The sequence below is a fragment of the Dyadobacter sp. CY312 genome, from assembly GCF_021390535.1.
GTDB lineage: Bacteria > Bacteroidota > Bacteroidia > Cytophagales > Spirosomataceae > Dyadobacter.
In genome coordinates this window covers 98418-113261 of record NZ_JAJUXG010000012.1, presented here as the reverse complement: position 1 = coordinate 113261, position 14844 = coordinate 98418, and the positions used below count along the sequence as shown (strand labels likewise).

Sequence of the window (14844 nt, the reverse complement as noted above, 5' to 3'; positions counted from 1 at the left end):
GTTAGTTTAAATATTTTAGTCAAATTAGCCATGCAGTGCCTGACGAAATGAAATCTTTGTATACCAAAGCCCGGCAATGTGTTGTAATAAAGCCCGCAAAGTAAAGCATTTTTGATCTGTTATGCCAATATTCTATTACAGACTATCTACCTCATTTAACGACAGGCACAAGGCCAAGTTGCTTTTGAAAAAACAAATCTGTCGCCTCATAAACACCTTTCACATCCTTTGAACGCAAATAAGATGCTATCACGTGGTCGGCACTTTCAGGAAAAGCTTTCTCTACTTTCAGATTTGCAGGCGTACCTAGCTGCGGGAACATTTCCTGCATCGCTTTTACAGATACGACTTCATCCTGCTCTTTATCGTTTTTATAATAATATCCCAAAAACACCGGCATTTTGATCTGCTTGAATATTTCAGGGCGTGATATAGCATCAATAGTTTGTTGTAACGTGAGCAAACCGTTGGTTCGGTAGCTTTGCAACCAGAAGTTGGAGCGTTCCGATTCCTCATCTATAGGTTTGCGATGGTCGCCCATAATGCTGTAAAGTATTTTTCTTCCCCAGGGACCGGTTACCAGTTTCAACGCAGGTGATGCCACAGCGAGACAAGGTGAATAAAGTACCACTCCTTTTAGGTCCGGATTGGTTGCTGCCAGATACACCGTGAGCAAGCCACCTGCTGAGGTTCCGATCACGATCACGCTGTCCCCTAAAACCTTCCCAATCGCCAGAGCGCGTTTTGCTTCCTGCATAAAATTTTCGGGCGTGAGGTCGTCAAATGCGTCGGGATCGCTTATTCCGGCGTCGTGCATACGGGCCAGATACAGGTTCGCTCCATATCGTTTGGCAAGATCCCGGTGAACAGGTTCTCCCTCCGCCCAGCTTGCACCAAAGCCATGAATGTATACAATGCTGTATGGCGTCTTCTCTTTTTTAGCAGAATCGGCCCAAACGATTCGAGCCTGATTGTCGCGTTTCAGATCCTTAATTGCTTTTTCAGAATCATCAATTTCTTTTTCAAGATGTGTGAGATCCTGCGGAACTGAGGGCAGAACCGGACTAAACTGAGCGGCAGGAACTGAGGGACCGGAAAAGTAAATAATGGCGATTACTACGACGACTGCGGCAATTGCCAGAGCTAGCTTTAACATATTTTAAGAATCAAGAAGGTTTCTTTAGCCCGAAAGTTCGGTAGTTTTAGGCACAAAATCAGTTTTGATTATGCGGTAAATTCATAAAAACACATGAATCTGTAATATTGTCACATTAATTTTTAGAATCAATAGTCAACATTTTTTCCAACAACTGAAATTTACTGCCTTAAACGCTTATTGATGAAAGCGTTAGTAACAGACTTTCTAATCACCCATAACTATTGCCCAATGCCTAACCTTTTACTTGTTGAAGACGACGCTAACCTTGGTATACTACTTCAGGAATATCTGATCGACAAAGGTTTTCCGACTGACCTCGCCACGGATGGTCAGAAAGGGTGGCAAAGTTTTGTGGACAAAGAATACGATCTCTGCATTTTTGACGTCATGATGCCAAAAAAAGACGGATTTTCACTGGCAAAAGAAGTAAGAATGAGTGGCAGAGATGTGCCGATTATTTTCCTGACGGCCAAGTCGATGAAGGAAGATACCATGCAGGGCTTTCGGGTGGGCGCCGACGATTACGTAACCAAACCTTTTGACAGAGAAGAATTGCTGTTAAGAATTGAAGCAATTCTCCGCCGCTACCGGAAACAAGCCGATTCTCCGGAAGAGAACAAACTTTTTCAGGTTGGGACTTACACATTCGATTACAGTCATCAGCAGCTTTCAGTTGGAGATAAATCGGCCCGGCTCACAAGCAAGGAATCGGAATTACTGAAATTATTTTGTCAGAATATAAACCAGCCTATCAGCCGGAGTTTTGCTTTAAAAACAATCTGGGGTGACGATTCTTATTTCAATGCCCGAAGCATGGATGTATACATTACCAAACTCAGAAAGCATTTCCGGGAAGACGCATCGATCCAAATTATGAATCTGCATGGAGAGGGTTTTAAGTTGATGGTGGGGTGAAAGTGTAGAACATCGGCATAGGGCATGGGATTCCAAAGAAAAAAACGCGCTGTGAAACTCAATATTTTTCTCCTTGGTTCTCTATGTAATATATTTAATGCCATCAATTAAAAAGCCGACAGCCAACTGCTGATCGCCGAAAGCTTATGTTTAATATTTCTCGCCGCCCACGCCGCAATAGAAAATCGTCTGCAGTACGTGACCTGGTACAGGAAACATCACTTCAGGTTTCCGATTTCATATTCCCAATGTTTGTGCAGGAAGGTTCCAACCAAAAAGTAGAAGTGAAATCCATGCCGGGTATTTACCGCTATTCACTGGATAACCTTTTGGAAGAACTAAAAGAAGTTACAGATCTTGGGATTCGCGGTATAGACCTTTTTCCCAATTACCCGGAAAGTAAAAAAGATAAATTCGCGTCGGAAAGTTATCGTGAGGATACCTTTTACCTGAAAGCAATTACGGCCATCAAGGAAAAATTCCCGGAACTGGCAATTATGACAGACGTGGCGATGGACCCGTACAGCTCTGATGGCCACGACGGACTGGTTGAAGATGGAAAGATTGTCAATGATGCAACCCTAGAAATTCTCGGGAAAATGTCGTTGGCACAGGCAAAAGCCGGAGCCGACATTCTGGGGCCAAGCGATATGATGGATGGTCGGGTTCGATACATTCGTCAATATTTGGATGACCACAAATTTACTGATGTGAGTATCATGTCCTATTCTGCCAAGTATGCAAGCGCATTCTACGGTCCATTCCGTGACGCGCTTGAATCTGCTCCGAAGTTTGGCGACAAAAAAACATATCAGATGAATCCGGCCAACAAACGTGAAGCGTTACTGGAAGCGCAGCAGGATTTTGACGAAGGCGCAGACATGTTGATGGTTAAACCGGCTCTTTCATATCTGGATATCATTCGCGATCTGGATCAGAATTTCGACATACCCATTGCTGCATACAATGTTTCCGGTGAGTATGCCATGATTAAAGCTGCCGCACTCAACGGCTGGCTAGATGGCGACCGTGCCATGATGGAAGTACTCCTCAGTATCCGCCGTGCAGGAGCCAAATGCATCCTTACCTATTTTGCAAAAGAGGCGGCTATCATCCTGAATCACTAATTTCCGTAACTTGCCTCTATTATATACTCACTTCCTTCAAACAATTGAAAGAAGTGAGTTGCCATGTTAAAAATAAAATATGAGTATGAAAAAAACCTATGCATTGTCTTTGCTTTTGGGGCTATCCCAAATCAGTCTGCAGGCACAGGAAACACGATTGTTACGCTTCCCTGCCATTCATGGGAATCAGGTTGTGTTCTCTTATGCGGGCGATCTTTACACAACTACGAAAAGTGGCGGAGTTGCTCGAAAGCTTACCAGCCATCCTGGCTACGAAATGTTTCCGAGATTCAGCCACGATGGCAAACAAATTGCTTTTACAGGCCAGTATGACGGAAATACAGAGGTTTTTGTAATGCCTTCAACCGGTGGAACTCCAAAAAGAATTACATACACCGCAACGCTGGGCCGCGATGACGTGGCTGATCGTATGGGTCCCAACAATGTTGTGATGGATTGGGCACCGGACGACAAAAGCGTGATTTATCGCAGCCGGGGCAACTCATTTAATGCCTTTAAAGGAAAGCTTTACAAAGCTCCAATTAGTGGTGATCTGAGTGAAGAACTTCCTTTTTCGGTTGGTAGCTGGACGAGCTATAATGAAGATGGCTCCAAACTGGCCATGAACCGGGTTTTCCGTGAATTTCGTACGTGGAAATATTACAAAGGAGGAATGGCAGACGATATCTGGATTTTTGATGTAAAATCAGGAAAAACAGAAAATGTGACCAACAACCCTGCTCAGGACATTTTTCCGATGTATCATAAAAACAAAGTCTATTTCCTGAGCGACAGGGACAGGACGATGAATTTGTTTGAATATGATACACAAAGCAAACAGACTAAAAAAATAACTGACTTTAAAGAGTTTGATTGCAAATTCCCATCCCTTGGTGACAACGCCATCGCATTTGAAAACGGCGGGTATATCTATCTCTATGACCTTGCTACCGGAAAAGCTGATAAACTTTCCGTAACCATTTCGGAGGACTTTTCATCCGGACGTAACAAACAGACAGACGCATCTAAAATGGTGGGAAGTTATGCCATTTCACCCGATGGAAAACGTGCTGTGCTGGGTGCGCGAGGAGATGTTTTTACTGTTCCTGCCAAGAGTGGTGTAGTCCGCAATCTGACACAAAGCAGCGACGCACATGATCGTAATGTTGAATGGAGCCCTGATGGACAATGGATCAGCTTTTTATCAGACAAAATAGGAGAAGACGAACTTTATATCCGTAAACAAGATGGTTCAGAACCTGCAAAGCAACTGACCAAAGGCGCTGGTAGTTACAAATTTAATCCCATTTGGAGCCCGGATAGTAAGTATTTGCTATTGGCCGACAGAAATCAGGATTTATATTATGTCGATGCAAAAACAGGAACTAAAACAGCAGTTACGCACAGCGATTACCGCGAAATTGATGATTACACCATTGCACCTGACAGCAAATGGATTGCTTACACCGAACCTGGTAAAGCAAGAGAATTTGATGTAATAAAACTGTACAATATCGCTACCAAAAAATCTGTGCAGGTAACGGATAACTGGTATACCAGCGGGCAGCCGACGTTTAGCCCGGATGGAAAGCTCTTGTATTTTGTTTCTGCCCGCGATTTCAATCCAACATACAGCAATACCGAATGGAACCATGCTTACAGCAACATGGAGAAGCCATACTTCATCCGCCTTGGAGCTGAAGTTAAATCTTCTTTCCAGATCGAAAATGATGAAGTATCTGTAAAAAGCGAAAGCACTGGTGAAACTGCCGTGGCTGCCAATACCGCAAAAGGAAAAAAGGAAACTCCGAAAAAGGAAGTACCTAAAGCTGAAAGCGATGTTGCGGTTAAGGTTGATGAAGAAAACCTGGCCGACAGAATTGAAAGTCTGCCAGTATCTGCCGGAAATTATTATCGACTGGTTGCTGGTGCTGAGGGGCTCTATTACACTTCGAATTCAGCAGGAAAGGATCGTTCATTCAAATTTTTCAGTCTGAAAGACAAAAAGGAGACCGAAATTGGTGATTTTGGCGGATATGTAGTTAGTCCGGATGGCAAGAAAATCATGCTCAGAAAGATGGCTGACTGGTACATCGAAGACCTGAGCACATCCAAAATTGAGCCTAAAAACAAGCTGAATCTGGAAGGTCTGAAAAACAACACAGATGTTCATGCCGAGTGGAAGCAGATTTATGATGAAAGCTGGCGTCAGATGCGAGATTATTTTTATGATCCCAATATGCATGGTGTAAACTGGAAAGCCATGCATGACAAGTACGCCGCGTTGCTGCCATACGTAAATCACCGTAATGACCTTACATACATCATCGGAGAACTGATCGGTGAATTGAATATTGGTCATGCATATACCAATCCAGGTGAGAGGCCAGAAATTGAGAGAATCAAAATGGGCTTGCTGGGAGCTACGTTCAGCCGGGATAAAAGCGGTTATTACAAAATCGAGACCATTCTTTCAGGACAGAGCTGGAACAAGTCGCTGGTATCACCGCTTCGCGCTCCGGGACTTGATGTAAAACCGGGTGAGTTTATCATCAGCATCAATGGAAATGATGTTAAGGATTTTGCAAACCTTTTTGAAGGATTGATTGGCAAAGCAGACCAGGTCGTTGAGATTGAAATCAACGGAACTGCGACTGCAAAAGGAAGTCGCAAGATATTTGTAAAACCTATCGCCGACGAATCGGATCTGTATTACCACCAGTGGGTTCAGGACAATATTGCCAAGGTGACGAAAGCATCGGGCGGTAAAATCGGATATGTGCATATTCCAGATATGGGCCCGGATGGTCTGAATCAGTTTGCACGTTATTTCTATCCTCAGTTGGACAAAGAAGCACTCATTATCGATGACCGTGGAAATGGAGGAGGGAACGTTTCTCCAATGATCATTGAGCGTCTTCGCCGCCAACCTGGTTTGGGAGCGATGATGCGGAATAGCAAATCGGCAACGGTAAAACCGGACGCACAAATTGGCCCGAAAGTGTGTCTGATCGATCAGTATTCCGCCTCTGACGGAGATCTTTTCCCATACCAGTTCAGACATTACAACATCGGCCCGCTTATTGGACAGCGTACCTGGGGCGGCGTTGTAGGTATTCGCGGCTCTTTACCTTTCATTGATGGCAGCGATTTACGTAAACCGGAGTTTGCGCACTTTGCAGCAGACGGCTCTAAGTTCATTATAGAAGGTGAAGGTGTTTCGCCTGATATTGAAGTAAGCAACGATCCGCACGATGAATATTTGGGTAAAGACGTCCAGCTGGAAAGAGCGATTGAAGAAATGAAGAAAAAACTGACCGAACCAGGTCAAAAAGGCGTTCCGTCTATTCCGGCATTTCCGGATAAATCGGGGAAATAAGTTTTAGAAAATAGATTTCAATGTTCCAATAAGGTAGAGCTAACACTCTGCCTTATTTTTTTGCCTTTTTCTTTATATTTCCCATATAATTGGTTTCCAGTAACATAAAACACACTTCATCAACAAAACCATAAACTATGAAAACTGAACAAATTCAAGAATTGCTTCATCAATTCGAAAAAGCCTGTTTCCTGTATAAAGGCATTGAATGCTGGAGTGCGCGTGAACTTCAAGAAATACTTGGTTATACGAAATGGGATAATTTCGTCAAAGTAATTAATAAAGCGAAAATTGCATGCGAAAACAGCGAAATAAAGGTCTCTGATCATTTTGCCGATGTCGGGAAAATGATCGGATTGGCTCCAATAGCGCAAAAGTAGTTGAAATAATACGTAGACCGCAACTCGGCTAATGATGAAAAGAAAGTATTAAAGGAGGCAAAGAAACCAATTGGAAGAAAAAATGAATAATATTGAACCTGTTTGGTTATTAAACTATTTAAACCAAACTATTATTGACGCCAAAAATTACTTAATTTCTCAAAATGAATAAAATATCTCCATTACTGCTTACAGCAGGTTTACTGCTGATGAATGCTCCATCCTTCTCCCAAAAAAGCAAAAACCTGCCACCAGAATTTTCTGTAAAAAAGTCTGAAACAGAGGCTCACATGCGTTTTTTGGCAGCGGATGAATTACTCGGGCGCCGCACCGGTGAACAAGGAAATCTGGTAGCTGCCCGGTACATAGCCGAACAATTCCGTAAACTGGGTGTAAAACCTGTGGATGGAACACAAAATACGGGAACAAAGTCTTACTTCCAGAATGTCCCTTTTGAAAAATTGGGTATCAACGAATCAGGTGAAATTGTGGCAGAAGCGACAACGCTCAAAAGCGGAACAGACTGGATCCTTATGACTGGCGGAGCGATGGATACTACCGCTGCTCTTGTGTATGCCGGTTACGGACTTGAAAACACAGCGAAAGGCTGGGATGACTACAAAGATGTGGACGTAAAAGGCAAAATCGTTTTGGTGCAAAGCGGAACTCCTGATGTACAAACACCTTCGGAAATTATTGCTTCTTCTACCGAAAAACGTAAAATCGCAATAGAAAAAGGGGCAATAGCAGTGATTGAACTTTTCAATGCACCTATGCCGTGGAATATGGTAAACAAATATTTTACCGGTGAAAAAATAGGTCTTGCGGCGGAGAACAACACTGGAAAAACCATTCCGCATGCATGGGTTAATGGCAAAGACGCCAACCTGACCAGAGCGCTTCGTAATGTGAAAGAAATTAAGTTTAAAACCAGCGGAAGACAAACCAAACTGATCAACAGCTACAATGTTGTTGGTTTTATAGAAGGCACAGATCCGAAACTTAAAGACGAGTACATTTTGCTTACAGCTCATTATGACCATGTTGGCATTGGCAAGCAAGGCGGGCAGCCATATACGGCAGAAGACAGTATTTTCAACGGTGCACGCGATAACGCTTTCGGTGTTGTGGGATTGCTTACCGCAGCGGAATCATTTTCAAAAGTGCCTCCAAAACGTTCGGTGCTGATTGTTGCGCTGACGGCGGAAGAAGTTGGACTGCTTGGAAGTCAGTATTATGCGGCTCATCCGTTACTTCCTCTCAACAAATGCATTTTCAATATTAACTCAGACGGAGCCGGCTACAATGATACTACCATCGTTGCCGTAATGGGGCTTGATCGTACGGGTGCAAAAGCAGAAATGGAAAAAGCCAGCAAGGCATTTGGTTTAGGAGTATTCGCAGATCCTTCACCAGAGCAAGGTTTATTCGACCGCTCGGATAATGTAAGTTTTGCAAAAAAGGGAATTCCTGCACCAACTTTCACTCCTGGTTTCAGAGAATTTAATGGTGATATCATGAAAAATTACCACCAGGTTTCCGACAACCCTGAAACGATTGATTTTAACTATCTGCTCAAATTTAGCCAGGCGTATACTTATGCTGCAAGGCTGATTGCGGACATGGCGAAAGCACCTCAGTGGATTGCCCGAGACAAATACGAAGAGGCAGCTAAGAAATTGTATAGAAAGTAAATTCCGGTCTGAAAAGCTTTTTTTAGCTGGGCTAACGGAAAAAGTACTTCAACAGCGTTCAGCCCGACTTCGTCGTTCATACCGCGAGTATCCATAAACAAAGAAATCCGATCGCTATGACCGGATTTCTTTGTTTGCATCTATGCTTAATACAGTTCGAAATTTGCACTTTTCGCTGCAAAATCGTTCAGACCGACGTTATCACCTTGCTCCCGGAGGACAATGTTTTTTAAGATAGTCTGTACACAAAGTGCGCAAGTGCCTCGAAGTACCCTCTCCTTCCGAAATACTATGCGAGCGGTTCGGATATGGCATAAATTGAAACACTTTATTATTCTTAATCAGCTCATTAACCAACATTTCTGCATTTTGATAATGTACATTGTCATCACCAGTCCCGTGGATGTACAACAGGTTACCAACCAGATTTTTGGCATGTGTTACCGGAGAACCGTTAACAAAATCTTCCCGGTTTTCCTGCGGAACACCCATATACCGTTCCTGATAAATATTGTCGTATGTAAGCTGATTGCCTACCGCGGCAACTGAAATACCTGTCTTGAATTGTTTAGGATATTTGAAAAGCAGATTCAGGGTCGATGAACCACCGCCGCTCCATCCGTGTACCGCAACGCGGCTTGTATCAATGAAAGAAAATTTCTCAGACATTGCTTTCGCAGCACCCGCCATATCTTTGATATTGATCGTCCCAATGCTTCTGTAAATCGCTTTACGCCATGCACGTCCTTTTGGAGAAGGCGTTCCACGGTTGTCCATAGAGGCATATATGTAACCATCTTCGGCCATGTTTCCTTCGTAAATGCGGTTGCGACCAGTTCCGTATGTATCTTTCACAGTGCTGCTTGCAGGCTCTCCGTATACCATGTAAACGATCGGATACTTTTTAGCAGGATCAAAGTTATTAGGTTTCACCATCCACGCATCCACTTCTACACCTTCATCCGTTTTCACTCTAAAAAACTCAATATTCATAGCAGCCGGACGAATTCGCATCATGGTTTGGCTGATAGAATTTGCTGGATCTAATGATTTGTGATCCGGCAAAGTAATCCATTCAGTCATCCAGGGCATTCTTGCGTTGGAAAAATTATGTTTCGCGAATTTTGCCAAAGGTGAAATCTCATAGTTGTGCGTTCCGGTCTGATCCACCGGGGATAACCTTTGAGGTGCACCTTTTCCGTTCAACGGAGCTTTGTATAAATATGCCTGAGTTGCATTGTCGGGCGAAGCTGTAAAGTAATAGGCGTTATTTTTCTCGTCAATTCTCACCGGATTGATCATATCAAAATTCCCCGTTGTGATCAAAGTTTCCTTTTTTCCATCACGGCTCACGCGATACACATGGCGCCAACCATCTTTTTCGCTTACCCACAAAAATTCTTTTCCGCCATTAATCCAGTCCCAGCCAACCGGATCATTTTCCCAACGGCTCTTGATATCGATCCACGCCTCATCTTTTTCTGTATAAAAAGGTTTCGATGCTCCTGTAACGGTATTGATGTACATCAAAGTACTTTCATTTTGTTTGCGGTTCAATTGCTGCACCACAAGTTCATCTGCCTGTCCCGACCACTCCATTCTTGGCAAATAAGTATTCTGTGGATCACCCGGAATTGTCATCCATTTGGTTTCGGCACTAGCCACATTCACCACGCCAATTTTATACGGAGAAGGAGTTTCACCCACTTTTGGATACTCTACCGGAATATTGAATGAGTAGATGGAGTCTGTTGTATTGATCATCAAAAAGTTACGGATCTTGCGTGCGTCCAGCTGCCAGTAAGCAATGGATTTACTGTCATCACTCCAACGGAAACCGTCACGGCAATCGAACTCTTCCTCATAAACCCAGTCAAACGTACCGTTGATGACACGGTCCGTTCCATCTTTGGTAAGTTGTTTCACTTCTCCTGATTGCAGATCCTCAGCATATACATTGTGTTTGCTTACGAATCCAACCTTTTTACCATCCGGGGAAAATTTCGCAAACATCAATGACGAAGCAGGCAGGCCTTTTCCAATTTGTTTCAAAGTTTTTGCACCAAGGTCAGCTACCCAGTAATCACCTCGGGTATCGTACCGCCATACACGCTTGGTATTGGTGTAAATCAATACTTTATCACCTGCTTTGCTCACGGTGTAGCTTCTTACCGGCAAAGATTCACCGCCCTGCGAAGGCGTAAGTTGTGCTTTGGAAACAAAAATTTTCTTTTGATTTGAAGGTAATGCTACTTCCACAACCTCTCCCTGCTCCACATCCCGGTAGCCACTGCCATCTGGCAGCCACTGGAAGTTATCTGGTATTTGTGCAAAAATCTGGAAGGAAAGGAAAGTAAAGACAATGGTTTTTAGTACCTGCTTCATCGGGCTTGGATAAAAATTAAATAGTATGACAACTATGAGGTTACAATTTTAACGAAATGATTTACAAAAACAGCATTTCTGGTAATGAGATAACAAAAATAGCAGGCCGGGAAGGTCCCCGCCTGCTACGTCGTAACTCTTTAGGTTATTGTTCATCGTCAGATGGCGTCTCCTTACGTTTGGTGCGTTTCTGTTTTTTTAACGCCTCACTAAGCAAATATTCAATCTGTCCATTCAAACTGCGGAAATCCTGTTGTGCCCAGGATTCGAGTTCCTTGAGCATTTCAGGATTAACGCGTAAAACAAAAGCTTTTTTCTCGGCCATATTACGGATATAAAGTTCCGGCGTTCAACACAGGTGTAACCGATTTCTCACCACACAACACCACCAATAAATTACAAACCATCGCTGCTTTCCGTTCCTCGTCCAGCTCCACAATACCCTTGTCTGACAACATTGCCAAAGCCATATCCACCATGCCCACGGCACCATTTACGATCTGGCGGCGTGCAGCTACTACCGCCGAAGCCTGCTGACGCTGAAGCATCGCTCCGGCAATTTCAGGAGCATAGGCAAGGTGACTGATACGCGCTTCCAGTACATCTATTCCTGCTCTGCTCAGTCTTTCAGTAAGCTCACCTTCAAGCATTTCGTTGATTTTTCCACTTCCGTCACGCAATGTCACTTCCTGGATTTCCACTTCCTCGGCTTCCATCGTGTCATAAGCATATACACCTGCAAGGTGCCTCACAGCCGCTTCCGACTGGATTTCTACATATTTTACATAATCATCCACCTCAAAAGATGCCTTTGCCGTATCACCCACGCGCCAAACCACTACTGCGGCTATTTCGATTGGGTTACCCAACTTGTCATTCACTTTCAATTTCTGTCCATTCAGGTTTCTTGCACGGAGACTGATTTTCTTCCTGCGAAACAGGGGATTCACCCAGCGCAAGCCACTTTGTTTCATGGTACCCATGTAATCGCCGAAAAACGTGGTAACAACAGCTTCATTGGGGTTAATGACTGTAAGACCGATCAGGATGATGAACCCGATGACGGAAATGACAACACCCACAACAGGAGCTCCTGTAACGACCACATACACCACGCCACCAAACAACATGATCAGGCCAACTGCAAAAAGCATGTAGCCCGACATCGAACGTAATTCTTTTTCATTCATAGCTTTAATTGTGATAGTAAAATGATATCACAATATTATCAAATAGGTTTCATATTTCGTTTAGAAATAGTACAAAAAAATCCCAAAGCTTTTGAGTGGCTTTGGGATGGGATGAATGGTGAAGTGTCTATTATTGCATCTGGAAGTTTATAGGAAGATTGTATCTGACACGTACTTTTTTTCCACGAAAAACACCTGGTTCCCAAAGACCGTTCATCTTTTTCACAACCCTAATCGCTTCATCATCAAGGCCGAATCCAACACCCTTTTCAACTTTGTAATCGCAAATACTGCCATCCTCACAAATAACAAATGAAAGCTGCACCTTTCCTGTAATACCTCTTCTTGCTGCTTCGGAAGGATATCTCATATTCTGCCCCAGTAATGCATACATTTTACTAGCACCACCTTTAAACTCGGGATGAATAATTGCTTGGGTATATGTCCTTTTAACACTGTCTTCGTAAGATACGCCTTCTATTAAAGCACCATCCAAATAGATCTCTTCATAGTGAATTCCACCATTATTCCATTTCCCCTGCCACTTACCTTCTTTTTGTCCTCCTGCTACCTGCCCTTCTTCGATATAGCTTTTCCCTCCCAGTTCAGCGCCTTGCAACTGCCAGAAGCCATCCCCTTCTTTGACTTTTTGAGTTCCGTCCTTTTCCCAGCTATTCACATATATAATTCCTTTACTTACAAAGCTTTCGGTTAAAGGATACTCTACAACACTTTTCATTTGACCATTTTCGTGCCATAAAATTTCGGTGTGCGAGCTGTCTGCATAGGTGTCCAGTTTTCTAAGCAACCCGTTCAGGTCAAATTCTCTGAAACGTGATAACTTGTTGTCGCTCGAAAATTCTTTTTCACTAAGCACAGTACCATTTGCCAGAAGTGTCACCTCCGTAGCATAACTGGCAAGATTCTCATCTCTGGCGGAAAGCTCATATGCCCTAACAGAATCAATTTTGTTACCAACGTATGCATGTTTAAACCATATTTCTTTGCGCTGAAAAGGCACTTTACCCATATTCGACCATTTCTTCCCTTGTTTTTGGTCATAAACAACATCCGCGTTGATATACCCAAGCTCATTCACTTTTCGCACAATCCTATATTCAGCCTGGGCAAGGTCCGAAGTCATGTAAAATTTTTTGTCAAAATAGTGTGTGATGGTATTGGTCGTACTGTCAAAATTAGCTCTTCGCTCTATCTTAAACTGAATCGGATAAATGAATTGTTGCCTTACTCTCTCCCCTTTTAGGATAGCCGGTTGCCACGCTTTGTACAAACTCAAAACTCTTATAACTTCTTGGTTACATAGTGAATCGATTCCCTTCACAATTTCATGGTTAGTCATACTTCCATCGGGCTCCACTATTCCTTTTACGTATACTTTTCCATTAAGCCCTTTAATTGCACTTTGGAATGGAGCTCGTAAGTTGGCGTTAATGAATTGGTTGAGAAAAAGCACACCACCGGTAGGTTCCACCTGCTTTTCCACCTCATGAGGTAGGTAAATTGTTTGACCAAAAACTGTAAAACTTGAAAGCAGGAAAAAGACTATAATTCCCTTCATAGGTTGATGAATTAGATTTCAGCAAATATATAAAATCCCTTTCTTTTCATTTGAACATCTCGTTTTCTTGTCAAAATAACTGTACATAGCGAACTGGGACACATTTGCCATGATTATTAACTTATTGATAACCTGCAAGTAACGTGCAGTTAATATGAAATGAGAATATTTGTAACATGGCAGATACAACGCACTTCCGGACCATTATCATTTCTGACTTACACCTCGGAGCGGGTGGTTCGAAGGCAGAAGAAGTTACCAATTTTCTGAAAAGTTATTCCTGCAAAAAATTAATTCTGAATGGTGACATCATTGACGCCTGGCAGTTGAAAAAATATGGAGTCTGGAAACGGAAACACACCATGTTTTTTAAGCGGGTGCTGAAAATGATCGAACAGAACAATACAAAGGTCATTTACATTCGGGGAAACCATGACGATTTCCTGGATCAGATCATCCCGCTGCGGCTCGGTAAAAACTTTCAGATCAGGAAGGATTACGTACTCAATTCGGGCACGCAACGCTTTTACGTAACGCATGGCGATGTGTTCGATTCCATCACTAGCAACATGAAATGGCTGGCCTACCTGGGCGATATGGGCTACACGTTTTTACTTTGGCTCAATAAATTTTACAATAAATACCGGGAATGGCGCGGTCTGCCGTATTATTCCCTATCCCAAAAAATAAAACAATCGGTGAAGCTGGCGGTTAATTACATGACCGACTTTGAAGAAAAGCTAACCGAACTTGCGCGGTCGAGAAGCTGCGACGGTGTGATCTGTGGCCACATTCACCACCCTGCCATCCGCGAGATAGATGGAATTAAATACATGAATTCCGGCGACTGGGTGGAAACACTGAGTGCGCTTGTGGAAGATTTTGAAGGCAACTGGAGTTTGCTCTATTACGATCAACAGATCAAACAGCAAAAGAAACCGGACAATACCACCATTATTGAAAATTTTCCAGGAACAGAAAAGCAGGTCGCTTTCTCAGGCGTGTTTCTGGGCAGAAATCAACAAATTATTTAGCC

Annotated in this window: 11 protein-coding genes; 6 read left to right on the top strand and 5 right to left on the bottom strand. The window is 43.1% G+C overall.

Going from position 1 to position 14844, the window contains the following annotated elements:
- Window positions 1–151 precede the first annotated feature (151 nt).
- Window positions 152–1156: a carboxylesterase gene (locus tag LZG71_RS17245; protein WP_233822364.1), complete on the bottom strand. Its 1005-nt coding sequence runs from the start codon at window positions 1154–1156 to the stop codon at window positions 152–154.
- A 231-nt stretch (window positions 1157–1387) separates the two neighbouring features.
- Between LZG71_RS17245 and LZG71_RS17240 the strand changes: the two genes are divergently transcribed.
- The 5 genes from LZG71_RS17240 (at window position 1388) to LZG71_RS17220 (ending at window position 8654) form a co-directional block, all read left to right on the top strand.
- Window positions 1388–2074: a response regulator transcription factor gene (locus LZG71_RS17240; RefSeq protein WP_233822787.1), complete on the top strand. Its 687-nt coding sequence runs from the start codon at window positions 1388–1390 to the stop codon at window positions 2072–2074.
- A gap of 146 nt (window positions 2075–2220) precedes the next feature.
- On the top strand, window positions 2221–3201 hold the full coding sequence (gene hemB / locus LZG71_RS17235; RefSeq protein ID WP_233822362.1) for a porphobilinogen synthase: 981 nt from the start codon (window positions 2221–2223) through the stop codon (window positions 3199–3201).
- A gap of 85 nt (window positions 3202–3286) precedes the next feature.
- Window positions 3287–6580: a S41 family peptidase gene (locus LZG71_RS17230; protein WP_233822360.1), complete on the top strand. Its 3294-nt coding sequence runs from the start codon at window positions 3287–3289 to the stop codon at window positions 6578–6580.
- Window positions 6581–6717: 137 nt separating this feature from the next.
- Window positions 6718–6960, top strand: coding sequence for a BRO family protein (locus LZG71_RS17225; protein ID WP_233822358.1), 243 nt, complete (start codon window positions 6718–6720; stop codon window positions 6958–6960).
- A 164-nt stretch (window positions 6961–7124) separates the two neighbouring features.
- The gene (locus tag LZG71_RS17220) at window positions 7125–8654 is read left to right on the top strand and encodes a M28 family peptidase (RefSeq protein WP_233822357.1); all 1530 of its coding nucleotides are present in this window, start codon (window positions 7125–7127) and stop codon (window positions 8652–8654) included.
- A gap of 201 nt (window positions 8655–8855) precedes the next feature.
- Here the strand turns inward: LZG71_RS17220 and LZG71_RS17215 are convergent, their stop codons facing one another.
- The 4 genes from LZG71_RS17215 to LZG71_RS17200 form a co-directional block, all read right to left on the bottom strand.
- Window positions 8856–11039 (bottom strand): DPP IV N-terminal domain-containing protein, encoded by a 2184-nt coding sequence (locus LZG71_RS17215; protein ID WP_233822356.1) that lies wholly within the window; start codon window positions 11037–11039, stop codon window positions 8856–8858.
- Between the two features lie 145 nt (window positions 11040–11184).
- Window positions 11185–11364 (bottom strand): Arc family DNA-binding protein, encoded by a 180-nt coding sequence (locus LZG71_RS17210; protein WP_233822355.1) that lies wholly within the window; start codon window positions 11362–11364, stop codon window positions 11185–11187.
- 1 nt (window position 11365) lies between these two features.
- The gene (locus LZG71_RS17205) at window positions 11366–12229 is read right to left on the bottom strand and encodes an SPFH domain-containing protein (protein ID WP_233822354.1); all 864 of its coding nucleotides are present in this window, start codon (window positions 12227–12229) and stop codon (window positions 11366–11368) included.
- A 130-nt stretch (window positions 12230–12359) separates the two neighbouring features.
- Complete coding sequence (locus LZG71_RS17200; protein ID WP_233822353.1) at window positions 12360–13808, bottom strand: energy transducer TonB; 1449 nt, start codon at window positions 13806–13808, stop codon at window positions 12360–12362.
- A 176-nt stretch (window positions 13809–13984) separates the two neighbouring features.
- Between LZG71_RS17200 and LZG71_RS17195 the strand changes: the two genes are divergently transcribed.
- Window positions 13985–14842: a UDP-2,3-diacylglucosamine diphosphatase gene (locus tag LZG71_RS17195; RefSeq protein ID WP_233822352.1), complete on the top strand. Its 858-nt coding sequence runs from the start codon at window positions 13985–13987 to the stop codon at window positions 14840–14842.
- Window positions 14843–14844 lie beyond the last annotated feature (2 nt).

Coding starts and splice junctions, on each gene's coding strand:
- LZG71_RS17245 (WP_233822364.1), bottom strand. CDS start 1,156: ATGTTAAAGCTAGCTCTGGCAATTGCCGCAGTCGTCGTAGTAATCGCC.
- LZG71_RS17205 (WP_233822354.1), bottom strand. CDS start 12,229: ATGAATGAAAAAGAATTACGTTCGATGTCGGGCTACATGCTTTTTGCA.
- LZG71_RS17230 (WP_233822360.1), top strand. CDS start 3,287: ATGAAAAAAACCTATGCATTGTCTTTGCTTTTGGGGCTATCCCAAATC.
- LZG71_RS17240 (WP_233822787.1), top strand. CDS start 1,388: ATGCCTAACCTTTTACTTGTTGAAGACGACGCTAACCTTGGTATACTA.
- hemB (WP_233822362.1), top strand. CDS start 2,221: ATGTTTAATATTTCTCGCCGCCCACGCCGCAATAGAAAATCGTCTGCA.
- LZG71_RS17210 (WP_233822355.1), bottom strand. CDS start 11,364: ATGGCCGAGAAAAAAGCTTTTGTTTTACGCGTTAATCCTGAAATGCTC.
- LZG71_RS17220 (WP_233822357.1), top strand. CDS start 7,125: ATGAATAAAATATCTCCATTACTGCTTACAGCAGGTTTACTGCTGATG.
- LZG71_RS17225 (WP_233822358.1), top strand. CDS start 6,718: ATGAAAACTGAACAAATTCAAGAATTGCTTCATCAATTCGAAAAAGCC.
- LZG71_RS17200 (WP_233822353.1), bottom strand. CDS start 13,808: ATGAAGGGAATTATAGTCTTTTTCCTGCTTTCAAGTTTTACAGTTTTT.
- LZG71_RS17195 (WP_233822352.1), top strand. CDS start 13,985: ATGGCAGATACAACGCACTTCCGGACCATTATCATTTCTGACTTACAC.
- LZG71_RS17215 (WP_233822356.1), bottom strand. CDS start 11,039: ATGAAGCAGGTACTAAAAACCATTGTCTTTACTTTCCTTTCCTTCCAG.